Source organism: Nocardiopsis listeri (assembly GCF_020741345.1).
GTDB classification, from domain to species: domain Bacteria; phylum Actinomycetota; class Actinomycetes; order Streptosporangiales; family Streptosporangiaceae; genus Nocardiopsis; species Nocardiopsis listeri_A.
On sequence record NZ_DYZD01000295.1, the window covers coordinates 1 to 21,927 of the forward strand.

The window sequence follows — 21,927 nt, forward strand, 5'->3', positions numbered from 1 at the left end:
ACCTGTGGCCTCCACACCCGATCGGGTGTGGAGGCCACAGGTGTTCACCGGGGGAAGGGCCGATGAGCCGGTGGGGGAGACCTGTATCCGGCTCGTGACTCGAACCACGACCCTAGGTCCGAAACCCTCCCTGAACAGGTGTGGGTGCGGCCGGCCTCACCCGTTGGGAAACCCCGCCGTACAGGGACGCGGAGGGACGTGATCCCATCGACCTCGGGGAGCCGCTGGTTTCGCCGGTCTCGTGACTGCGTCGGGGTGGGCGGGGGCCCCTCCGAAATCGACGTTACGGGGTGGAGCGCGCCGCCGCCAGGAAGTATCCACAGCCTGTGGACAAAGTCCTCGGGGGCACCCATCTCGGCTCGGGCGGGTGTCCTGGGCTCACAGAACCGTGGACGTCGAGCACGACGACGAGTCAGAGGCACCGCTGACGCGGGTGAGGACGGGCGGGGCCCGGGGGTGTGTCGCCCCGGCCGAAGCCGACGCCGAACCTTCGCTCGGCTTTTCTACAGCCCGTCCACCCACCAGGCCGCCCGACACGCGCCACGGCGCCGACAGGGGCGTTCGGACACACGCCGGCCCCGGAAGCCTGTGTGGCTCCGGGGCCGGTCGGGTCAGCGCTCCTCGGGCGGCAGCGGCTCGCTGCGCACCCTTCGGGAGGGTGGGCCCGAAGCGAAGTCCGGCATGGGCGGCCTCGGGGGCTTGAGCACCATCGGGCGCTTGCGCACCGGTTCGCCGCGCCGTGGCCGAGGAGTGGGCTCCGGAGCCCGATCGATCTCCTCGGCGGTCGGCTCCTCCAGCACTTCGCCTTCCGGTTCGCGTTCAGGCTCGGGGGCCGGTTCGGGACGTGCGGCACCCGGTGGCATGGAACCCAACCGGAAGGCGGCGCGCACCTCGGGTCCGGTGTCGTGATCCAGGGCGAGGTCGGCGGTCGATCCGGTGCGCTGGGCGATGGAGTCGAGTGAGGGCAGGGGCTCCGGTTCCGGGGAGTCCTCATCCTCGGGAGGTGTCCACACCGGCGGCACGTAGTCGTCCAGAGCGGAGCCCCCGGTGCGCTCGGTCGGGGGCTCCCACAAGGGGGCGTCCCCATCCGAAGGGTCGTCTTCTGTGGTCGCCTCGGGATCCGAGGGTTCCTCGGGCTCCTCGGGATCGAGGGCTTGGTCGGTGTGCTCGGGGAAGAACAGACGGACGCCGGGTAGCTTCCGCGCAGGCTCGGCGGCGTCGGGTTCCGGGTCCCCCTGCGCCGCGTCGGGTTCGTCCCGCTCACCCGAATCGAGGGTCACGGGCGAGAGCGGTGGGGCCTCGGACTCGTCCGAGCTGGGGTCGCCGACGTCGGGTTCGTGCATGAACCCCTCGTCCCGTTCAGGGGCCGAGGCCTCCCACGTCACCGGGCGGAAGTCCTCGGTGTCGACGGCGGCCGGTTCCGGCTCGGGGGCTTCGGCCCCCGGCACCACCGGTGCTTCGGTGGCGGCCCGTTTGATCGGGTTGTCCCCGGTGCGGGTGCGTCGCGGCAGCCGAAGCGTGGGGACGGAGGGTTCGGGCTCCGACGGTTCGGGCTCCTCCGTCTCCTCTTCCTCGGTCTTCACCTCCTCCGCGTGCGGGACGGGTTCGGTGGGCGCCTCGGGACCGCTCGTCCGTGCTTCGATCTCCTCGTGCGGCTCGACCGCCTCGATCTCCGGCTCGGCCTTCGCCGGCCCCTCGGACTCCTCCGGGTCGCCGCCCAGACGCAGCAGCCGCGTCTTGAGTGCTTCGGGTGCGTCCTCCCGGGGCTCGGGCCGGGGCTTGGGCGAACCCCGCAGGACCGTGGTGCGGTCGTCACTGGGCTTGGGTCGGGGACGCGCCTGCGCGTTCCGTCGCCGTACGTGAGCCCGCACGGCGATCCACAACAGGAAGGCGACCATCAGAGCGGCCAGCGGAGCCACCGCCACCACCACGGTGAGACCGCGGGGGAGGGTGTCGCCCAGTTCGGCGAACCACGTGGTCCTGGTCAGCACCATGGGTACCGCGGCGCTGAGGATCAGCAGTGGGATCAGACCGATGTCGATCCACAGGCGTTCGCGTGGCGGGGCCGCGCGCAACGTGTAGCTGACCCAGAAGGCCATGAGGACCAAGAGGGTGAAGGTCACCGGGAACACGTGGGCCAGCGGGAGGGCGCTGTCGGCGTGCACGATCGCGGCGAGGCGGTAGATGCCCTCGTAGGCGATGAAGAGTGTGCACACGGCGATGACGCCGACGAACAGCGCGCCGAAGACGAGAGCACCGGCTCCCGCGCCGCGATCCGCGCTACGACCGTTACGTGTCCCTGTCTCGGGGGCGTTGTTGTAAGGGGCCATCGTCATCGCAGCGTAGTCCAGCGGGTGGCGCTAACACGAGATTCCGGCCGATTCCGGTTGCTTCCCGACGCCCCGAGAGCGGGAGGTTATGTCCGTTCCTGAGGGAATTGACGGAGCGTGTTCGGTCGCGGCGCGGGTGAGTCGTCCCTTGTGAAGGTGGCAAGTCACATCCGAACCGGGCGGATACGGTTCACCACTTATAAGTGCTCGGGGCTGTCCGGAGGGCGAAGGGAGGCGGTGGAGTCAGAGGTTTGTGACGCACACGCGAGGGGAAAGCGGATACGCTTGACAGTGTGAGTCTGCGCTTCTATGACACCAGTGCCCGACAGGTTCGAGAGTTCACCCCGCTTCGCGAAGGGTGTGCCTCCCTGTACCTGTGTGGTGCCACCGTGCAGGCGCCTCCCCACATCGGCCACATCAGGTCGGGCGTCAACTTCGACATCCTGCGCCGGTGGTTGACCCACCTCGGGTACGAGGTCACCTTCTGCCGCAACGTCACCGACATCGACGACAAGATCATCAAGGTCGCCGCGGAGGAGGACATTCCGTGGTGGCAGGTGAGCGAGCGCAACCAGCGAGCCTTCACCTGGGCCTACGACACCCTGGGTTGCCTGCCGCCCACGGTCGAACCGCGCGCCACCGGTCACGTTCCGGAGATGATCGAGCTCATGCGGCGCCTCATCGACGCCGGCCACGCCTACCCGTCCGAGGACGGCTGCGGCGACGTCTACTTCAACGTGGGCTCCTACCCGGCCTACGGGGAGCTGTCCAACCAGCGCCCGGACCAACTGGTCGAGGCCGCGGACACCGACCCGGACCGGGACAAGCGCGACCCCCGCGACTTCGCCCTGTGGAAGGGCGCCAAACCGGGTGAGCCCACCTGGGACACCCCTTGGGGTCGGGGCCGCCCGGGCTGGCACCTGGAGTGCTCGGCCATGGCGACCAAGTACCTGGGTCCCAGCTTCGACATCCATGGCGGTGGCCTGGACCTGGTCTTCCCGCACCACGAGAACGAGCAGGCCCAGTCCCGGGCCGCCGGTGACGGGTTCGCCCGGTACTGGCTGCACAACGGTCTGCTGGCCGTGGGCGGCGAGAAGATGAGCAAGTCGCTCGGCAACTCGCTGCGCATTCCGCAGATGCTGGAGAAGGCGCGGGCCGTCGAACTGCGCTACTACCTGGGGCAGGCGCACTACCGCTCCACCATCGACTACTCCGACGCCGCGTTGCAGGAGGCCGCCGCGGCCTACCAGCGCATCGAGGGTTTCCTCACCCGAGCCGTCGAGGTACTGGGCTCCGTCGAGCACGCTCTGAACGTTCCCAAGGAGTTCGCCGAGGCGCTCAACGACGACCTCGGGGTATCGCAGGCCTTGGCGGTCGTCCACGGGCATGTGCGCGAGGGCAACACCGCGCTGGCCTCAGGTGCGAAGGAACGGGCCGCGGAGCTGGCCACCGAGCTGCGCACCATGCTCGACGTGCTCGGCCTGGACCCGTTGAGCCCGCAGTGGGCCTCCGAAGACCAGGGGTTGGGCGAGGTCGTGGACGCGCTGGTGGCGGTCGCTCTCGAACAGCGCCAGGCGGCTCGGGGGCGCAAGGACTACGCCGCCGCCGACGCCATCCGTGACCAGCTGGCCGAGGCCGGTGTGGTGGTCGAGGACACCCCGCAGGGGCCGCGCTGGGACCTGCGCCGGGGCTGACCCGACCGACCCCGAATCGACGCGTGTGGTCACGCGTCCCCATTAGGCTGGGGGTTTGCCGTCGCCCATCGGCGAGACGGCGACCCCATCGGCCGGAAGTGTTCTTCCGGCATGCTCGCGACACGTATCAGGAGGCGGCGATCATGCCGGCGAAGAAGAACAAGAAGGGCCCGACCAAGGGCAGCGGCGGCAAGGGACGTCGGTCCCTCGAAGGCAAGAGCGGCACTCTGCCCGCCGAGCAGCGGCACTGGTACGAGGGCAAGCAGCGGCACAAGGCGAACAAGGGCACTTCGCGTTCCGGCGGACAGGGTGGCGGCCCCGAGCGTTCGCCCGACCGTCCGGACAATTCCGACCTGCTGATCGGTCGCAACCCGGTCGTCGAGGCGCTGCGTGCCGGCATGCCCGCCACCCGCCTGTTCCTGTCCAACAGCCTGGACCCGGACGAGCGCGTCAACGAGGCCGCCAAGTCGGCCGGCGCGCAGGGTGTGGACGTGGTCGAGGTGACCCGCTCCGAGCTGGACCGTCGTTGTGAGAGCAACGGCCTGCCCGGTGCCGCCCACCAGGGCATGGTGCTGCAGGTACGGCCCTACCAGTACTGGGCGTCCGAGGGACTGCTGGACAAGGCGCTGGACTCGGAGACTCCGGCGCTGATCGTGGCCCTGGACGGGGTGACCGACCCGCACAACCTGGGTGCCATCGCCCGTTCCGCCGCGGCCTTCGGGGCCCACGGTCTGCTCATCCCCGAGCGTCGCGCCGCCGGGGTGACCATGGCTTCGTGGAAGACCTCCGCCGGCACGCTGGCCAAGCTGCCCGTCGCCCAGGCCACCAACCTGACCCGGGCCCTGGAGACCTACAAGAAGGCGGGGCTGTTCGTCGCCGGCCTCGACGCCGGAGGCGACACCCGGCTGCCCGACCTGGAGCTGGCCACCGGCCCGCTCGTCATCGTCGTGGGTGCCGAGGGCAAGGGCTTGTCCCGTCTCGTCCGCGAGACCTGTGACGTGGTCGCGAGCATCCCGATCAGTGGCGCCGAGTCCCTGAACGCCTCCGTGGCCGCGGGTGTGTCCCTCTACGAGGTGGCCCGCCGTCGGGGCACCAAGGCGTAACCACAGGTCAGAGGTGGCGGAAAGGGTTCGAGTAGGCCACCTGCCGCCGGACCCGGTACCATTCGGGTGAACACCGGGGTCCGCAGACCCCGGTGGTCGGCCGACGTAGCTCAATTGGCAGAGCAATCGCCTTGTAAGCGATAGGTTAGGGGTTCAAGTCCCCTCGTCGGCTCTGATCTTCCTCTGGCCCGGTCCTCCCGACCGGGCCAGAGTCGTTTCCGGGTTCGGTGGGCACACTGGGGGGACAGGAGTACCCGGCCGGAAGAGCGGAGCAGTGACAGCGAACCCGAGCCCTGAGCAGTGGCGGGGCCGGATGGTGGAGGCCCTACGCCGACCCGGAGTGGTGGGAGGGGAGTTCCTTTCCCCACCGATCGAACGGGCGTTGCGTAAGGTGCCGCGCCATCTCTTCATCCCCGAGGCCGATCCGGAACAGGCCTATGACCCCTTCAGCCCGGTGATGACCAAGCGCGACGAAGAGCAGGGCTTTGTCAGCTCGGTCTCCGCTCCGCAGATCCAGGCGACGATGCTCGGTCAGGCCGGACCACGGCCCGGACAGCGTGTTCTGGAGGTCGGCTCGGGTGGCTACAACGCGGCGCTGATCGCCGAGGTGGTCGGACCCGATGGTGAGGTCACCACCGTCGACATCGACCCGGACATCACCGCTCGTGCCCGGGGGCTGTTGGACGCCAACGGCTACGAGCGGGTTCGGGTCGTCACCGCGGACGCCGCGCACGGGGTCGAGGAAGGTGCCCCCTACGACGCCATCATCGTCACCGCCGGGGCCTGGGACATCCCGCCCGCCTGGGTCGAGCAGTTGACCGATGGTGGCCGGTTGGTGGTTCCGCTCCGGGTCCATAACCTGACCCGATCGATCGGGTTCGTCGAACATGACGGGGTTCTGCGTTCGACTTCGGCGCTGATCTGTGGATTCGTTCCCATGCAGGGTGAGGACGACCACCCGGAGACCCTGGTCCGGCCCGGGGGGACGGAGGGGATCGTCCTGCGCTTCGACGAGGAGCCTCCCGAGGATCCGCGCCTGTTGGACGACGTCGTGCTCACTCCCAGGGTGGAGCGGTGGACGGGGGTGATGGTGGCTCCCCGGGAGCCGATCGACACCTTGCAGTCGTACCTGGCCACCACCCTGCCGGGCTTTTGTGTCATGACGGTCGACCCCGCGCTGGACACGGGGTCGGTGGCGCCGAACAGCACTCGCTTCTCCATGGCCGCGGTCGAGGGCGGTGACTTCGCCTATCTGGTCACGCGGCGGGTTCCGGGGGCCGCGTCGGTCGAGTACGGGGTGCACGCCTTCGGACCGACCGCGGTGGAGTTCGCGGAAAAGGTGGGGCTACGGGTTCGTGAGTGGGATCGGGACCAGCGTGGTGGTCCGGGGCCTGAAATCCGGGTGTATCCGATCTCCGTCCCGGTCGATCGGTTGTCGCAGGACCGGGTGGTCACCAAGCGGCACACCCACGTCACGTTCTCCTGGCCGACTTCCTGAACGTCGCGCCGGCCACGGTGACCCTGCTCGTGGTTCTTGGTGTCACGGACCAGGACACTCGGTCCCTCGGCGACTTCGACGCACTCTCCGTCGTTGGTGCTGTAGCTGCTCTTGTGTCACTTCATCGGTTATCCCCATGAGCGTCGGGTATCTCGGTCGGTGCCGAGATACCCGATCGTGTCAGCGCTGGAGGGTGTTCAGCAGGCTGGCCCATTCGTGGGATTCGAAGGTGAGGTGGCCGTGTTCGCGGTTCTTGGTGTCGCGGACCAGGACATCCGGCCCCTCGGCCACCTCGACACAGTTGCCTTGCGCCCCCGTGTACGAGGAGACGTGCCACGTTGGTAGGGCGGGAGCTTCAAAGGGTTTCATGTCACCATCCAAGTTGTCGCCTTTCAGCGGCCGATCCGCTGGATCGCGATTTTGATAAGTTCCTCGGTCTCGGTGCCGGGGGCCGAGTCCTGCCAAAGACTGTCGAACATCTGCCTGTGCATGGAGATCTCCTCTTCGGCTTCCAAGTAGATGGCACCGCCGGAGTACTCGATGTAGGCGAGAGCGTAATCCCTGCCTACAACCGAGTAGTCGAGGAGAACGAACGATCCATAGCTGGCCGCGTGAGCGCCGCTGCTGAAGGGGAGTACCCGAATATCGAAGTTCTCGCGCTGGCTCAAGGTGAGTAGGTAGTCGAGTTGCGCCCGGTGTCCCTCAGCCCCTCCGACCTGTCGGTGGAGGGCCGCTTCGTTGATGACCGCCTGGAAATCAGCAGGGTTCTCTCCGGTGAGTTTCTCCTGCCGGCGCTGCCGAAAGTTGACCGATTCCAAGATCAACTCCTCGGAGTCGCGCACCTGAACACCCTTCTCGATGATGGCGCGCGAGTACTCGGGTGTCTGGAGGATGCCGGGGATCCACTCGGGTTCGTAGGTTCGGATCCGGTGCGCCGCAGTCTCGATCCCAACGAACAGGCTGAACCAATCGGGCAGCGCTGACTTGTAGCGCTGCCACCAGCCCGGCTGTTTGGCCGCGTAGGCCAGGTCCGCCAACGACTCGATCATGTCTGCTGCCACACCGTAGTGCGACATGAGGAGACGCGCGTCTCCTGGAGAGATGGTGGTCTCTCCGCGTTCTACACGCGACAAGGTGGCTTTGCTGAACCCGGCGACCGCAGCGGCTTCGGCGGAGGAACGCTTGCCGCGTGCCTCTTTCAGGAAGTTGGCCAGGCCAAGCCTGGCGACCATTGGGCTGCCTACCGACACCGGGTTCCGCCTCTCCATAAGGGCTTGGGGCCTTGGCTTTCAGTGTCTCGCATGGGCGGAAGCAGTCACAACTTTCTGCAACTCTCTTCATGAGATTTTCATTAAGAGTGTTGCAGTGAGTTGAATCTCGGTGCATCATCGAAGTTAGCAGGGTGTGACGAGATGGCTACCAAGGTCACCGTGCCTGCTGTGTCCGGCTGCGGGTGAGGGTTGCACGCAGGGGTCTGCTTCGACTGTGGGAGATAGCTATGGGTGCTGTTGGGATACCGGGACCGCGGCGGCCTGATGGTGGTGGGGTGGGTTGGCCGTCCGCACGCTGGTCCTACTTCGGAGGGACGCTCTCCGACGTGCGCCGTCTGCGTGACTGGTGCGGGAGTGAGCCGGGCCTACAAAACCACCGCGGGGACTGGGTGCGGTTGGTGGCCAGTGAGCTCGCCACCAACGCCGTCCTGCACACCGCGACCGGGGAGAAGTACGGCCGCATGGGCGCTTCCATCGAGGTCCTGGACGACCGCGCCATCCTCTGTGTGCTCGACCAGGGGGTCAAGGCAGGCAAGCCCGCGTCGGTGCCGCGAGTGCGAGAACAGGGACCGAACGACCTCTGTTCCGGGGGTCGGGGGTTGTGGCTGGTGGACCGGATCGCCGAGCACTGGTGGTGGGAGGGACAACACGGCTTCCCCCTGGAGCTGTGGGCGACCATCCCGCTGGACCGGGATCCGAGCGCGTAACAAACCCCAGAAAAACGAACACCCCGGCGCGGTGTGCAACCACCGCGCCGGGGCTGATCAACCACCTGAAAGCCCAGGAGGATGACTGTGCAGCAGCCTATCGGCCGACACCACCGGCGATGCCGAAGTCTCACCGAACACCTCTGGGCCTTGTTCGCCCTCACCCTGGCGGCGGCGCTGGCCTACGTGTTCATCCCGAAGGCGCGAGAACGGGTGGCGATCGCGCCGGTCCCGAAAAGGGCCGAGATCGCGGCGCCGGAGCCTGGCCCGCCGGACGAAGGCGACGACCACCGGCACCCCGACGAATACGCCGGTGCCCTGGTCCGCCCGTACCTGCCCTCTCTCGCCCCTCTGATCCCCCGACCTCGTATCCCGGTGGGGGACCTACTGGCCGAACCCGGACCCGAACCGGCACCCGCCGACGACCTCACGGACCTGGCGGAAGTCATACGCACCTACCTGCGGGTCTGCGGCTGACCCTCGACGGAGGTGAGGGGGAAGAGGGAGTTGTCCCCCAGGAGAGCCACAGGCAGGTGTCCACCGGATGGTGACGACCGGGAACCGCCGAATCCGTAGCGTTCTCCTCAGTCGCGAAGTTCCGCGCTCTCGACCCCCGCACCCCTTCCTGGAGAACGTCATGTTCCGCACCATCCGGACCGCCACCGTCACCGCCCTGATCGCCACCGTGGGCGTCGGGCTCACCGGATGCGGAGCCCTCTCCGACGTGGAGGACGGCCTGCGGGAAGCGGAAGGCGACCTGGAGACCGCCGCCGAGGAGATCGCCAACGACGGTGAACTCTTCACCGGCACGAAGACGCTCGACGTGAACGGCGCGTCGGTGAACCTCTCCTGCTCCGGTGCCCCGGCCGTCGACAGCCCGGTCATCCTCCTCATGGCCGGGATGGGCGACGGCCTCGACACGATGGCCGACCTCCAGGAGACCCTGAGCGAACAGGACCGGGTCTGCTCCTACGACCGCCTCGGCGAGGGCGAGAGCGACCAGCCGGAAGGACCGCAGAGCATCGCCGACAGCGGCGAGATCCTGTCGGCGGTCCTCGACGACGTCTCCGACGGCCCGGTCGTCCTGGCCGGCCACTCGCTGGGCGGCCTGATCGCCGCCCGCTACGCCCCCGACGACACCGAGCGCGTCAAGGGCCTGGTCCTGATGGACGCCACCTCCCCGACGATGCTCGACGACATCACCGAGGTGATCCCCGAATCCGCCACCGGTGACGGCGCCGAGGTGCGGGCACAGAACATCGCCATGTTCGAGGGTGAGAACCCGGAGATGATCACCATCGAGAGCGACCCGGAGGTCCGCTCGGCCGGTGACATTCCGGTGGAGGTCATCCAGCACGGCGTTCAGTACCTCGGTGAGATCCCCGAGTACGGCGACGAGCTGGAGCGCGTGTGGAGCGAGGGCCAGGAGAAGTGGCTGGCGGTCTCCGGCGCCAGTGAGCCGAGCATCGCCGAGGAGGCCGGTCACCACATCCACGTCGACCAGCCCGAGATCGCCGTCGAGGCCATCCGACGAGTGGTGGGTCGGGTCGCCGAGTAGGGGCGAGGATCGATCGCGGGGCTCAGCGCAGGGCGGCCTTCGGTGGCCTCTCGCGCAGGGCCCCGTAAGCCAACAGGTACGGCGGGATCCGACGCGCCCACGGTGCCTTCTCGACCACCCGCAACGGCAGTGGCGGGGTCTGGCGACCCAGGTCGATACGCCCCTCCAACGCGGGCAGGATCGCGCGGCGGTGGGCCAGGCGCTGGAGGTTCTGCGTCAACACCGTGACGGGCATCCGGCGCCGCTGCACGGCCGCCACGTCGGCCAGGGTCACCCGCCCGCGGCGGAGAGGCCCCTCCAGGTAGCGGGCGGCGGCCACCGCGTCCTGTACGGCGAGGTTGATGCCGATCCCTCCGACGGGCGACATCGCGTGCGCCGCGTCGCCGATGCACAATAGGCCAGGGGTGTGCCACCGCCGCATCCGATCGACCCGGACGTCCAGCAGTTTCACGTCGTCCCACTCGGCCACGAGCCGGCGCCCCTCGAACCAGGGGAACTGCCGCACCAGCGCCTCGTTGAACTTCTCCAGCGGCCGTTCCCGGTTGCGGGCGTCGGCGCCCTTGGGGATGATCGCCGCGGCCTGGTAGTAGTCCCCGCGATCGATCAGGATGCTGAACCTGCCCTCCCCGAACTGTCCGACCCCACCCGCGGGGTCGTCGGAAGCACGGGGCAGGCGGAACCACTGCACATCCATCGGTGCGGAGAAGTCCCGCAGTTCCAGTCGGGACAGTTCACGGGCCAGGGAATCGCGGCCGTCGCAGGCCACCGTGATCGTCGCCCGAACCTCGCCGGTCTCTCCGTCACGGGTCCGATACCGAACCCCGTTGATCCGCCCGCCCTCCTCGATGAAGGAGGTCGCCTCGGTGTTCATCCGCAGTGTGAAGCCGGGCTCCTCGGAGGCGGAGGCGACGAGCAGGTCCAGCAGGTCCCACTGGGGGACCATCGCGATGTAGTTGTAGTCGCTGCGCATCGGGGTGAAGTCCGCCAGGGTCACCATTCGTCCGTCCGGCCCGGTGGGCAACCGAACCCGATCCACGCGACGTTGGGGCAGCCGCGCGAACCGTTCGGCCAGGCCGAGGTCGTCCAGCAACTCCATGGTGGAGGGGTGCACGGTGTCGCCGCGAAAGTCCCGCAAGAAGTCGCGGTGCTTCTCCAACACGGTGACCTCGACACCGCAGCGGGCGAGGAGCAGACCGAGGACGACGCCGGCCGGGCCGCCCCCGACCACGCAACACGTCGTTCTGGACATGTGACCACCTCTGTGAAGGGTCGGGTGCCCTCAACCTACAGAGCGAGCGAACCCCTGTACAGGAAGGGCGTCGGGGATCGTGTTGCATGGAGCCGGTGTTCCCGCCCCTCAGAGGAGAAGTGCGCATGCGTTGGACCGTCCACTCGGAGAAACCGCTCTACACCGACCGTTGGCTCGACATCCGGGTCGCCGACGTGGAGGTGGGCGAGGGCAGGAGGTTGGAGCACAGGCTGATCCGTTCCGCTCCGGGAGCGGGTGCCGTCCTGTTGGACGGGCTGGGGAACGTGCTGCTGATATGGCGCCACCGCTTCATCACCGACACCTGGGGCTATGAGATCCCCATGGGAGCGGTGGAGGAGGGGGAGACGCCGATCGAGGCCGCGGCGCGGGAGGCCGAAGAGGAGACCGGGTGGCGACCGGGCCCGTTGCGGCCTCTGCTGTACACCCAACCGTCGGCGGGCATCTCCGACAGCGAGCACCACGTGTTCGTCGCCGAGGGGGCCGAACACGTCGGCGAACCCGTGGACGGCTGGGAGTCCGAACGGGTGGAGTGGGTGCCGATGGAGCGGGTACCCGAGCTGGTGCGGGAGCGGAGGGTGGTCGGCGGCAGCACCATGAACGCGCTCCTGTACGTGTACGCGACCGGGTGAATCGTGAGCGAACCCCCCCGTTGGGGGCCGGTGTCACGAGGGTCCGGTGCGGGTGCAAAATCGACAAAAAGGGCCTATTGGTACCGGGTTCGGAGGTTCGGGCGAAGAATTTTCAGGAACTTCCATCACATCCGCGAGCAGGTCGGAAACGCTGTGAACTGTGCGAACGTCGGGGGTCTCTGGGTAAGGGAGGGATCGAACCCCCTCCTATCGGGCTGTTTCGCTTCCCGAGTGCTCCGGGTGATGGCAAAATGACCAGCTGAGGGAGCCTCCCGGCCGGATCCGTCCACGGATCGCCGTGACCGCGCCTTCCTCCAGAACCCCGCTGACATCGACACGGGTCGGCCCTCGCGGCGAGTCCGCACACCCACGGCGGATCTCCCACCGCGAAGTCCTCCTGGAATCCCCCCGCAGGCCGTGCACGACGGCCGAACCACGAACCTTCTTCATCCGCATCCCCCGGACCAACTCTCTGTGTCCTTCGACGTCCCTTCCCCGGCCCGTTCTCGAAGTGAATCGACCAAGGCATGCTGCTGACAGACACAGCGGTTCCAGTGGAGTCCGCCACCACACAGATCTGGCTGTGGGCACTGGCGGCGAGCACGATCGTGCTCCTGGCCGCGATGGCCCACATGACCCTGCGACTGCGCGAGGCCCGGCGGCACGCGACCGAAACGGCACGCCGTGACGCCGGACTGATCGAGGAGGCCCGGGCCGCGGTCGCCCGAGCCGAGGCCCGGGCCGACCGACTGCAGTCGGCGCTGGCCCAACGCGACCGCACCGCCCGCGTCGTCACCGAGGACCTGTTCCCCCAGGTGACGCGGCGAATCCGAGAAGGAGCCTCGACCGAGACCGTCCTGGCCGAACTCGACTCCGCCGACGGACCCGACCCCGCCACCCGACCACTGGTGGAGGCGGTCACCAGTTCGCTCTGGCGTGGGCACCAACAGCGTCGAAGACTCCTCAGCGTGGTCAAGGGCTGCGCCGACCGCGCCCGCGCCGGTGTCGCGCAACTGCGCGCCGACGTACAAAAGCGCAGCGAACCCTACTGGAAGTCCCTCGACTCCACCGGGGCCAGTGAGCGGATGCGCGAGGACTTCATGGTCGTGGAGGCCGGTCTCTCCCGCCTGGAGATGCTCATCCAGCGCCTGCTCACGGTGGCCGAGGCCGACCGGATCGGCCGCAACTGGACCCAGCCCCTGCGCGTCGAACGACTGGTCCGCGCGGCGGTCGGCAGTGTTCCCGAGTACGGCCGCGTGCAGATGAACATGCCCACCACCCCGGTGGTGGTCGAGGGCCGCGCGGTCAACTCGATCATCCAGATCATGGCCGAACTGGTCGACAACGCCACCTCCTTCTCCGCGCCCTCCGAGGCCGTCGTGGTGCACTTCGAGAACACCGCCATGCGGCTCGGCGTGCACATCGACGACAGCGGTCTGGCCATGACCGAGGAACAGCTGGCCGAGGTGCGCCGCCGCCTCGACCCGAGCCGGCCCCCGGACATCTCCGAGCTCTCCGCGAACCAGCTGGGCCTGCTGGTGGTCCGACGGGCCGCCGACCCGCTGGGTATTCGGGTCGACATCTCCCCGTCGCCCCGTGGCGGCACCCGTGCGACCGTGTGGATCCCGCGCAACGGGCTCCTGCGTACGGACGACGCGGCCGTGGCCCCGTCCCTCGCCGGAGCCGCCGCCGCACCGGCCAAGGACACGAGCGCTCCGACCGTGCCGATCCAGGCCCCCTCGGAGCCGGTCGCCGACTCCGTCGCCACCGAGCCGCTCTCCACCCTCCCGAGCCGTGGTTCCCGGCGCCCGATCGAGCCGCCCGCGGAGCCCCCGGCCGAGTCCCCCGCGGAGCCCTCCGCCGAACGCCCCCGGCATTTGCCCCGGCGGCGTCGCGGAGCCACCCTCCCCGAGGAGACGGCCGCCCCCAAGACCGTCGAGCCACCCCGGGACCGGGTGGCCACCAGTCTTCGGATCGCCCAGTGGCACGCCCACACAAGGCCGACACCGAACCCTGCCGCAGAGAATCGTGAGGACTCCTGATGCTGACCAACCTGACCTGGCTCATGGACAAGCTGCGCGAGCTTCCCGGAGTGCGTCACGTGCTCCTGCTGTCCACCGACGGTCTGGTCCGTTCGGCCGACAGCACCTTGGGTAGAGACGAGGCCGATGGCCTGGCCGCCTCCGCCTGTGGGCTTTTGGCCACGGGTGGTCAGGTCAACTCCGTGTTCGGGATCTCCGACCCGGTCCGCACCGTCGCGGTGGATCTGGACCCCCACCACCTGCTGGTGATGGGGGCCGGTTCCGGGTCGGCGCTGGCCGTGCTCACCGACCTGACGAGTCCCTCCTCCGACCTGGGCGTGGTCGCCACGGAGATGGGCCGGCTGGTCGAGCGCCTGCCGGAGCAGCTCGCCACGCCGAGCAGGCACGGTGGCGAGGTGGGCCTGTCGTGATGGATCCCGACGTTCCCGACGGCCTGTTCATGGTGGTCGGTGGACGCAGCGGTACCACTCTGAGGCTGGATCCCTTCGCGCTGGTGGTCACCGAACGCTCCGACACGGCGGGACTGTCCCTCGAACAGTCCGACATCGTGCGGATATGCGACCGGCCGATCGCCCCCGCCGAGCTCGGCGCGCGGCTGGGGATCCCGTTGGGCGCGGTCACCATCCTGCTGGCCGACCTCGTCGACCGTGGACACATCGTGATCCGTTCCGCCGGTGGAACCGCCGACCGGTCCACTTCGGCGTTCGCCTCCCCGGCCGACGACCGTCAACTCTTGGAGAAACTGCGTGTTGGGCTCATCAACCTCCCCCTATGAACCCCTGGCGCCGTCCGCCACGATCTCGATGAAGATCCTCGTCACCGGTGGTTTCGGGGTGGGCAAGACCACGATGGTGGGCGCGATCAGCGAGATCACGCCGCTGACCACCGAAGCCGAGATGACCCAGGCCGGGGCCGGTGTGGACGAGGGGCTGGAACTACGTCCGGACAAGACGACCACCACGGTCGCCTTCGACTTCGGTCGGATCAGCATCGACGAGCAGATCGTGCTCTACCTGTTCGGTGCTCCCGGACAGAAACGATTCCACGCCCTCTGGGAACGTCTCTGCCAGGGTGCGGTGGGCGCGATCGTGCTCGTCGACACCCGTGACGTGGAGGGTTCGTTCGCCGCGCTCGACCGGGTCGAACGAGCGGGCCTGCCCTACCTGGTGGTCCACAACCCCTTCGGGGACGAAGCCGATCAGTGGAGTCTGGAGGAGATCCGGACCAGCCTGGACATCGACCCGGGTACGCCGTTGCTGCGCTGCGACGCCCGTGACCCGCAGCAGGTGCGCACGGCCCTCGCCGAACTGGTCGTGCACCGTCAGCAGATCCTGGAACAGGAGCCGGCCCGATGAGCGAAGCCGACACCGAGACCGAACACCCGCGCCTGCCGCCGCTTCCGCAGACGCACCGGAACGCGTTGAGCCTGCTCGACGAGCGGTACCAGCGGGACTCACCCGGACTGTTCGCCGAGATGCGTCGGCGCCACGGACCGGTGGTTCCCGTCCTGATGGCCTGGGACGTGCCTGCCTGGCTGGTGGTCGGTTACTCGGAGCTGCTCCAGGTGACCTCCGACCCCGATCTGTTCGCCCGGTCCTTTCGTCGGTGGAACCTGGGGGAGCACCTGCCGCCCGAGTGGCCGATGTGGCCGCTGGTCGGTGGCGGGTTCGCCACGGAGTCGATGCTCTACACCGAAGGTGAGGAGCATCGGCGTCGTTCGGCGGTGCTGAGCGACGGGTTCGCCCGCATCGACCAGTGGGAGTTCGAGGAGTTCTGCCGCAGGGCCTCGCTGCGACTGATCGAGGAGTTCGCGCAGGAGGGCGAGGCCGAGCTGATCCTCGCCTACGCGCAACGACTGCCGGTACTGGCCTTGGGTTGGGCGGTCGGCGCCCCGGAGAAATACCACGACGACCTGGTCACCGGTTTCCTCCAGCTCATGGGGGCGGTGGAGGGCGACCCCAACGAGGGAATGCGCAAGGTCCAGGCCGTCACCGACGAGCTGGCCGACCGCGCCATGCGCGAACCCGGACCCCACATCGCCGCCCACCTGGCCCACAGCGGGCTGGGGCTGACCCGGGAGCAGCTCAGCGCGGACATCTTCGTGTCCATCATCGCCGGCCACCAGACCAGCGCGAACTGGATCGGCAACACCATCAGGCTGATGCTGACCGACCAGACGCACACCAACGCGCTCACCCGTGGTCGTCGTTCGGTGACCGACGCCGCCCGTGACGTCCTCAAGGACGACAGCCCCACCCAGATCTTCGCGGGGCGTTGGGCGGTTCGCACGACCCAGCTGGCGGGTACGACCATCCAGAGCGGCGACCTGGTGTTGCTGGGGCTGGCCGCCACCCACCAGGACCCGCTGTTTCGTCCACCCGGCCAGGAACGCCACCACAGCCGTGCGTACCTGTCCTTTTCGCACGGCCCCCACGGCTGCCCGCACACGGCCCGAACCCTGGCCGAGATCATCACGGTCACCGGTATCGAAACCCTCCTCACCCACCTCCCCGATCTGCACCTGGCCGTCCCCGCGGACCAGTTGCGCTGGCAGCCCCAGGTCCTGATCCGGGCCCTGGAGTCACTGCCGGTCCGCTTCACCCCACCTGTCACCTCCGCTGATCCCCTAGGAGACTCTCTGTGGCTTTGAACCTGTCCAGACCGGTCCATCAGCTCGATCCCCTCAGCCCCGACCTGCACGAAGACGCCGTGAAGATGCGCGAGCACGGCCCCATCGTGCCGATCGCACTTCCCGGCGGCGTCCCCATGTGGGGCGTCGCCGGTGACGAAGCCGGACGCAACCTGCTCAAGGACAACGTCCGCTTCACCAAGGACCCCGGGCACTGGAGGGCTCTCAACGAGGGGGAGATCCCCGAGGACTGGCCGATGATCAGCATCGCGGCCCCTTCCGGTCACTCGGTCGTGAACACCGACGGCCCCGACCACCGGAAGCTGCGCCGCCCCCTGGCGCAGGCGCTGACGGCCCGTCGGGTCGAGGCGCTGACCCCCCTGGTCACCTCCCTGGTGGAGCGCCTCGTGGGCGAGATGGAGAAGGCGGCGGACGAGGCCGAGGACGGGGTGATCGACTTCCGGGAGAAGTTCGCCTGGCCGTTGCCGATGGGCGTGATCGGTTACCTGCTCGGGGTGGACGAGGCCGACCACGACGAACTGGGCCGGCTCTACAGCGCCCTGTTCGACGACACCGTGAGTGAGGGGCGAAGTGCCGAACTGAGCCTGCACGCCTGGCTGGACGCCCACGTGGCCAAGCTCGAACGCGAGCCCGGCGAAGACCTGGTCAGCGCCATGTTGGCGCTGCCGGAGGAGGACCGTCTTCCCCGCGAGGACCTGGTCGTGACCCTGTACGTGGTGCTGGCGGCCGGTCACGAGACCACCACCCACCTGCTGCTCAACGCCGTGCGCGCGCTCAGCGCCCGCCCCGAGCAGCTTCGGCTCCTGATCTCGGGCGAGGTGCCCTGGGAGAACGCGGTGGAGGAGACCATGCGCTGGGACTCGCCCACCGCGAACTTCTTCACCCGCTTCGCCACCGAGGACGTGGACGGGGCCGACATCCACCCCGCCGCCGCGGGCGTGAAGATCGCCAAGGGCGACCCGGTGTTCGTCTCCTACATCTCCATGGGGCGCGACCCCGAGCGCTTCGGTCCCACCGCCGGTGAGTTCGACATCCGGCGCGAGGACGCGGCCCACACCAACTTCGGGTACGGCGCGCACTTTTGCATCGGTGCGCCCCTGGCCCGCCTGGAGGCGGGGATCGCCCTGAAGACGATCTTCGCCCGCTGGCCCGAGCTGTCGGTGGTCGGCGACGTGCCGCGCTCGCCCACGGTCGTGGTCAACTCGCACAACCACCTGAACGTTCGACTGAAGTAGGACCGGTTCGGTAGGGCCGCCGGTTCACCTTGGTCGGTGACCATCGACGAGCTCGGCGGCCCATCCCGGATGGGACGATCAGTCCCCCGGCTCCCGTGGACGCACCACGGTCTCCGGGCCCGGGTAGATGACACGCTCCTCGCCGTCGGCGAACCGCACCAGGTAGGGCGGGCCGTCGTTGGCCCCGCGCACCTCGATGATCTCCGCCTCCCGCTCGCCGCGTGTGCTGGCGACCCCGTGCGTGTGCAGATGGTCACCGACCGTCGCTCGCATGGTTCCTCCCGTAACGATGGTTCGGATGAGCCCTAGGATGTTCGGGTGAACAAGGTCGCCCCGGTCATCGCTTTCGTCGTCTTCATGCTCGTCTTCGTCGTCACGAGGACCCCCGTCCGGAACTTCCTCGAATCGTGGGTGGCCCTCGAAGGTGTCGTCCTCGGTCTGGCCTCGATGGTCGCCTCGGCGGCGTTGGCCGCTCTGGTCGCGGGCGCCATCCTGTACGTGAGCCGAATCTTGGAGCAGTGACCGAACGGCCGTCGTCGGTGGTTCACCCGGTGCCGAGGTAACCGTTCGGGTCGAGCACGTACTTGCTCGCGGCCCCCTTGTCGAACGACCGGTATCCCTCCGGGGCCTCCTCCAACGAAATCGCCACCGCGTTGACCGCCTTCGCGATCTGCACCCGGTCGTTGAGGATCGCCATCATCAGCTCTCGGTGGTACTTCATCACCGGGCACTGGCCCGTGAAGAAGGCGTGCGACTTCGACCAGCCCAGCCCGAAGCGGATCGACAGCGAACCCACCTTGGCGGCCTCGTCCGACGCACCCGGGTCACCGGTCACGTACAGGCCCGGGATACCGATGGAACCACCGGCCTTGGTGACGTTCATGGCGTCGTTCAGGACACTCGCGGGCGCCTCCTCGCCGGCCTTGTCCCCGCTTCCGTGCGCCTCGAAGCCGACCGCGTCCACCGCGCAGTCCACCACCGGCGAACCCAGGATCTGTTCGATCAGGTCCCCGGGGTCGCCCTCGGAGATGTCGATGGTCTCGCAGCCGAACCCGCGTGCCTGGGCCAGACGCTCCTTGTTGGAGTCACCGACGATCACCACGGCCGCTCCCAGCAGCCGGGCGGAGGCCGCCGCCGCCAGACCGACCGGTCCGGCGCCCGCCACGTACACGGTCGACCCCACGGTGACTCCGGCGGTCACGCAACCGTGGTAGCCGGTGGGGAAGATGTCGGAGAGCATCGTCAGGTCGAGCATCTTCTCCAGGGCCTGGTCCCGGTCCGGGAACTTCAGCAGGTTCCAGTCCGCGTAGGGCACCAGCGCGTACTCGGCCTGCCCGCCGACCCAGCCGCCCATGTCGACGTAGCCGTAGGCGGACCCAGGGCGGTCGGGGTTGACGTTCAGACAGATCTCGGTGCGCCTGGCCTTGCAGTTCGCACATCGTCCGCAGGAGATGTTGAACGGCACCGATACCAGGTCGCCGACCTTGACGAACTCGACGTCGGGTCCGGTCTCGACCACCTCCCCGGTGATCTCGTGGCCCAGCACCAGCCCTTCCGGTGCGGTGGTGCGGCCGCGGACCATGTGCTGGTCGCTGCCGCAGATGTTGGTCGCGACGACCTTCAGGATCGCCCCGTGGGGGACCTTGCGTCCCACGTTCGCGGGGTTCACGCCGGGGCCGTCCTTGAGCTCGAACTCCGGGTAGGCGATGTCCTGCACCTCGACCCGCCCGGGGCCTTGGTAGACCACTCCTCTGTTGCCGGTCATCTTCCCTTCCACCTCTCTGCCGCGGGGCGGCGAGGACCAACGTTCGTGGAACGCCCTCGTGTTCGAGGGTGTGCTTCAGTCGTTTCCTGTGGCGGGGGTGACTAACCGGGTTTCGAGGTCTTGCGGTGTCGATGGAAATAGGTGTCCTCTATCAAAAGAGAGTGACTATCAAAACTGGAAGCCGAACCGACGAACCCTCGTCGACGTCGGCCGGCGGCCACCGGTTCGGTCCGGGCCGCGCGCCATGATGTGTCCATGGGGTTGCGAGAGCAGAAGAAAGCCGCCACACGCGCGGAGATCGGCCGCCAGGCGCTGCGGCTCATCGGGGAACACGGATACGGGGCCACCACGACCGAACAGATAGCCGCGGCGGCGAACGTCTCGCCGAGCACGTTCTTCCGGTACTTCCCCACCAAGGCGGAGGCGGTCCTCGTCGAGGACGTCTTCCCGCGGGTGCTCGTCCGTTTCATGGCCCAGCCCGAAGGGCTGCCGATCACGGAGGCTCTACGGAACGGCATCCGTGAGGTCTACGACCGCATGGAAGAGGCCGAACGGGAACAGGACCGTGAACGGCGACGGCTCCTTTTCTCCGTTCCCGAACTGCGCGCGACGTTGATGGACCGGTACACGGCCGGGATCGAGGAGTTGTGCGAGGCCGCCGCGGCACGCACCGGCCGTGGTCGGAACGAACCACGGGTTCGTGTCTGGGCCGGGGCGATCATCGGCGCTCTGACCTCGGTCTCCGCCGGGCTGGTGGAAACCGGGAACGATGGGGTCGAGTTCGCCGCACGCTTGGACGAAGCGGTCGGTCTGCTGCGGGAGGGCCTCCCACTCTGAGGGTCCGCGAGGGCTCCGGGGACGGGGAAGGCCTCCCCGCCCCTGGCCTGCGGGGTGGTGGTGACGGAAGTCGTCAATGGCCGCCGAAGGCGTAAATGGGACGGATCCGATTCCGATGGCCGTGTTCGGCCAAAGGGGTCGGGAAACGGGGAATTCGCCATTCCTGTGCGTAGCATCGCTTTCCCACGGAGAATTCGGGTCGCAGGGAAGGCTCGGACCGTGGCGGACCGATCGGGTCACGCGGACCGGTCGGTGCGCACGGGCAGGTGAGACTGCCCGCGTGGGTGTGTACGGGCGCACCCGTGGTGAAGGGTGTCCGGCGGGGTGTGGGCCCGGCCGGACACCACTTCACGGCCGGGGCGCCGGGAGTGGGGCTCACCACCTGGAACAGCCCTGGTGGTATCCGAAGGCCGGATGAAACACTTCCACCATGCTCGGCATCACCGACCTGCCCACCTACCTGGCAGGACTCATCCTCATCGTGCTCCTCCCCGGGCCCAACTCGATCTACGTGCTCTCCGTCGCCGCGCGCAGCGGGACCAGGACCGGGTACACGGCCGCCGCCGGGGTCTTCACCGGTGACGCCGTGCTGATGCTTCTCGCCGCCGCGGGCGCCGCCACGTTGTTGCAGACCAACTCGGTGGTCTTCGGGGTCATCAAGTTCGCGGGCGCCGCCTACCTGGTGTGGATGGCGATCGGGATGTTGCGCACCGCACACGCCATGTGGACCTCAAGGCACCAACGCGCCGAGGAACAGCGCGCCGCCGACGCCGCACCCACCTCGGTCAAGGGGGAGCACCCCTACCGTCGGGCCCTGGTGGTCTCGCTGTTCAACCCGAAGGTGATCCTGTTCCTGATCTCCTTCTTCGTGCAGTTCGTCGACCCGACCTACGCCTACCCGGCGCTGTCCTTCCTGGTCCTGGGTCTGCTGATGCAGTTGGTCAGCTTCGTGTACCTGTCCGCCCTGATCTTCAGCGGCACCCGTATCTCCGCGGCCTTCGGGCGGCGCAGGCGCCTCTCCGCCGGTGCGACCTCGGCGGCGGGTGCGCTGTTCCTCGGGTTCGCGGTGAAGCTCTCCCTGAGTACCGCCTAGGTAGGTGGTTCCGAGGGGTGGTGGGTTCTTCCTCCTTCCCCGCCGCGTGATTGTTGCCGCCCGCACCGCACGCCTCAAGGCGATGGTGAGTTGCTCTGGCAGCGGGGTGGGTGGCCTTGACCCGTGCGGTGCGGGCGGCGGTTGGCGGCTATCGGGGAAGGGGGAAGAGTGGTCGGGGTGCCTAACGGCCCTTTGGGCCCCGGGCTTCGCCCGGTCCGGCCGTGGCCGGCCGGATCCCTGCCCTT

Annotated in this window: 22 protein-coding genes, 1 tRNA gene and 1 pseudogene; 17 read left to right on the forward strand and 7 right to left on the reverse strand. The window is 68.5% G+C overall.

Annotation, left to right across the window (positions count from 1 at the left end; translation table 11 throughout):
• Positions 1-611: 611 nt before the first annotated feature.
• The gene (locus K8V84_RS15765; protein ID WP_304075597.1) at positions 612-2,336 is read right to left on the reverse strand and encodes a DUF2637 domain-containing protein; all 1,725 of its coding nucleotides are present in this window, start codon (positions 2,334-2,336) and stop codon (positions 612-614) included.
• 287 nt (positions 2,337-2,623) lie between these two features.
• On the opposite strand from K8V84_RS15765, the gene cysS reads away from it, so the two are divergent.
• The 4 genes from cysS (at position 2,624) to fxlM (ending at position 6,625) form a co-directional block, all read left to right on the forward strand.
• A complete protein-coding gene (cysS, locus tag K8V84_RS15770) occupies positions 2,624-4,024 on the forward strand; it encodes a cysteine--tRNA ligase (RefSeq protein WP_304075601.1) in 1,401 nt (466 codons plus the stop codon).
• Between the two features lie 143 nt (positions 4,025-4,167).
• A complete protein-coding gene (gene rlmB, locus K8V84_RS15775) occupies positions 4,168-5,127 on the forward strand; it encodes a 23S rRNA (guanosine(2251)-2'-O)-methyltransferase RlmB (RefSeq protein ID WP_304075602.1) in 960 nt (319 codons plus the stop codon).
• A gap of 99 nt (positions 5,128-5,226) precedes the next feature.
• Positions 5,227-5,299, forward strand: a tRNA-Thr gene (locus K8V84_RS15780).
• 102 nt (positions 5,300-5,401) lie between these two features.
• On the forward strand, positions 5,402-6,625 hold the full coding sequence (fxlM, locus tag K8V84_RS15785; protein WP_304075605.1) for a methyltransferase, FxLD system: 1,224 nt from the start codon (positions 5,402-5,404) through the stop codon (positions 6,623-6,625).
• Between the two features lie 17 nt (positions 6,626-6,642).
• Here the strand turns inward: fxlM and K8V84_RS15790 are convergent.
• The 3 genes and pseudogenes from K8V84_RS15790 to K8V84_RS15800 form a co-directional block, all read right to left on the reverse strand.
• Positions 6,643-6,741: pseudogene (locus K8V84_RS15790) on the reverse strand (DUF397 domain-containing protein); the annotation flags it as partial.
• A gap of 64 nt (positions 6,742-6,805) precedes the next feature.
• Positions 6,806-6,994, reverse strand: a complete 189-nt coding sequence (locus K8V84_RS15795) for a DUF397 domain-containing protein (protein ID WP_304075607.1) — start codon at positions 6,992-6,994, stop codon at positions 6,806-6,808.
• Positions 6,995-7,017: 23 nt separating this feature from the next.
• Positions 7,018-7,857, reverse strand: coding sequence for a helix-turn-helix transcriptional regulator (locus tag K8V84_RS15800; protein WP_304075609.1), 840 nt, complete (start codon positions 7,855-7,857; stop codon positions 7,018-7,020).
• A 314-nt stretch (positions 7,858-8,171) separates the two neighbouring features.
• Between K8V84_RS15800 and K8V84_RS15805 the strand changes: the two genes are divergently transcribed.
• The 3 genes from K8V84_RS15805 (at position 8,172) to K8V84_RS15815 (ending at position 10,161) form a co-directional block, all read left to right on the forward strand.
• Entirely contained in the window at positions 8,172-8,603 is a 432-nt protein-coding gene (locus K8V84_RS15805) for an ATP-binding protein (protein ID WP_304075612.1), read from the forward strand.
• A gap of 81 nt (positions 8,604-8,684) precedes the next feature.
• Entirely contained in the window at positions 8,685-9,080 is a 396-nt protein-coding gene (locus tag K8V84_RS15810; protein ID WP_304075615.1) for a hypothetical protein, read from the forward strand.
• Between the two features lie 160 nt (positions 9,081-9,240).
• A complete protein-coding gene (locus K8V84_RS15815) occupies positions 9,241-10,161 on the forward strand; it encodes an alpha/beta fold hydrolase (protein ID WP_304075617.1) in 921 nt (306 codons plus the stop codon).
• Positions 10,162-10,183: 22 nt separating this feature from the next.
• Here K8V84_RS15815 and K8V84_RS15820 read toward each other — a convergent pair whose 3' ends face one another.
• The gene (locus K8V84_RS15820; protein ID WP_304075619.1) at positions 10,184-11,410 is read right to left on the reverse strand and encodes an FAD-dependent oxidoreductase; all 1,227 of its coding nucleotides are present in this window, start codon (positions 11,408-11,410) and stop codon (positions 10,184-10,186) included.
• Positions 11,411-11,535: 125 nt separating this feature from the next.
• Between K8V84_RS15820 and K8V84_RS15825 the strand changes: the two genes are divergently transcribed.
• From K8V84_RS15825 to K8V84_RS15855, 7 genes are all read left to right on the forward strand, one after another.
• Positions 11,536-12,060 carry an NUDIX hydrolase gene (locus K8V84_RS15825; RefSeq protein ID WP_304075622.1) on the forward strand — a complete coding sequence of 175 codons (525 nt, stop codon included), beginning with the start codon at positions 11,536-11,538 and terminating at the stop codon, positions 12,058-12,060.
• A 527-nt stretch (positions 12,061-12,587) separates the two neighbouring features.
• On the forward strand, positions 12,588-14,102 hold the full coding sequence (locus K8V84_RS15830; RefSeq protein ID WP_304075623.1) for a sensor histidine kinase KdpD: 1,515 nt from the start codon (positions 12,588-12,590) through the stop codon (positions 14,100-14,102).
• Complete coding sequence (locus K8V84_RS15835; RefSeq protein ID WP_304075626.1) at positions 14,102-14,512, forward strand: roadblock/LC7 domain-containing protein; 411 nt, start codon at positions 14,102-14,104, stop codon at positions 14,510-14,512. The genes K8V84_RS15830 and K8V84_RS15835 overlap by 1 nt, the downstream gene beginning before the upstream one ends.
• Positions 14,512-14,877: a DUF742 domain-containing protein gene (locus tag K8V84_RS15840; RefSeq protein WP_304075629.1), complete on the forward strand. Its 366-nt coding sequence runs from the start codon at positions 14,512-14,514 to the stop codon at positions 14,875-14,877. The genes K8V84_RS15835 and K8V84_RS15840 overlap by 1 nt, the downstream gene beginning before the upstream one ends.
• The gene (locus K8V84_RS15845; RefSeq protein WP_304075631.1) at positions 14,849-15,457 is read left to right on the forward strand and encodes an ATP/GTP-binding protein; all 609 of its coding nucleotides are present in this window, start codon (positions 14,849-14,851) and stop codon (positions 15,455-15,457) included. The genes K8V84_RS15840 and K8V84_RS15845 overlap by 29 nt, the downstream gene beginning before the upstream one ends.
• Complete coding sequence (locus tag K8V84_RS15850; protein WP_304075633.1) at positions 15,454-16,752, forward strand: cytochrome P450; 1,299 nt, start codon at positions 15,454-15,456, stop codon at positions 16,750-16,752. Before K8V84_RS15845 ends, K8V84_RS15850 begins: the two co-directional genes overlap by 4 nt.
• Positions 16,743-17,987 carry a cytochrome P450 gene (locus K8V84_RS15855; protein ID WP_304075635.1) on the forward strand — a complete coding sequence of 415 codons (1,245 nt, stop codon included), beginning with the start codon at positions 16,743-16,745 and terminating at the stop codon, positions 17,985-17,987. Before K8V84_RS15850 ends, K8V84_RS15855 begins: the two co-directional genes overlap by 10 nt.
• A 78-nt stretch (positions 17,988-18,065) precedes the next feature.
• On the opposite strand, the gene K8V84_RS15860 is transcribed toward K8V84_RS15855, so the two are convergent.
• On the reverse strand, positions 18,066-18,260 hold the full coding sequence (locus K8V84_RS15860) for a DUF1918 domain-containing protein (protein ID WP_304075638.1): 195 nt from the start codon (positions 18,258-18,260) through the stop codon (positions 18,066-18,068).
• Positions 18,261-18,305: 45 nt separating this feature from the next.
• Here K8V84_RS15860 and K8V84_RS15865 point away from each other — a divergent pair, with 45 nt between their 5' ends.
• The gene (locus K8V84_RS15865) at positions 18,306-18,509 is read left to right on the forward strand and encodes a hypothetical protein (protein WP_304075640.1); all 204 of its coding nucleotides are present in this window, start codon (positions 18,306-18,308) and stop codon (positions 18,507-18,509) included.
• A gap of 22 nt (positions 18,510-18,531) precedes the next feature.
• Here the strand turns inward: K8V84_RS15865 and fdhA are convergent, their stop codons facing one another.
• The gene (gene fdhA / locus K8V84_RS15870; RefSeq protein ID WP_304075642.1) at positions 18,532-19,752 is read right to left on the reverse strand and encodes a formaldehyde dehydrogenase, glutathione-independent; all 1,221 of its coding nucleotides are present in this window, start codon (positions 19,750-19,752) and stop codon (positions 18,532-18,534) included.
• Between the two features lie 255 nt (positions 19,753-20,007).
• Here fdhA and K8V84_RS15875 point away from each other — a divergent pair, with 255 nt between their 5' ends.
• The gene (locus K8V84_RS15875; RefSeq protein ID WP_304075645.1) at positions 20,008-20,589 is read left to right on the forward strand and encodes a TetR family transcriptional regulator; all 582 of its coding nucleotides are present in this window, start codon (positions 20,008-20,010) and stop codon (positions 20,587-20,589) included.
• Positions 20,590-21,019: 430 nt separating this feature from the next.
• Positions 21,020-21,682 carry a leucine efflux protein LeuE gene (leuE, locus tag K8V84_RS15880; RefSeq protein WP_304075648.1) on the forward strand — a complete coding sequence of 221 codons (663 nt, stop codon included), beginning with the start codon at positions 21,020-21,022 and terminating at the stop codon, positions 21,680-21,682.
• Positions 21,683-21,927: the final 245 nt, after the last annotated feature.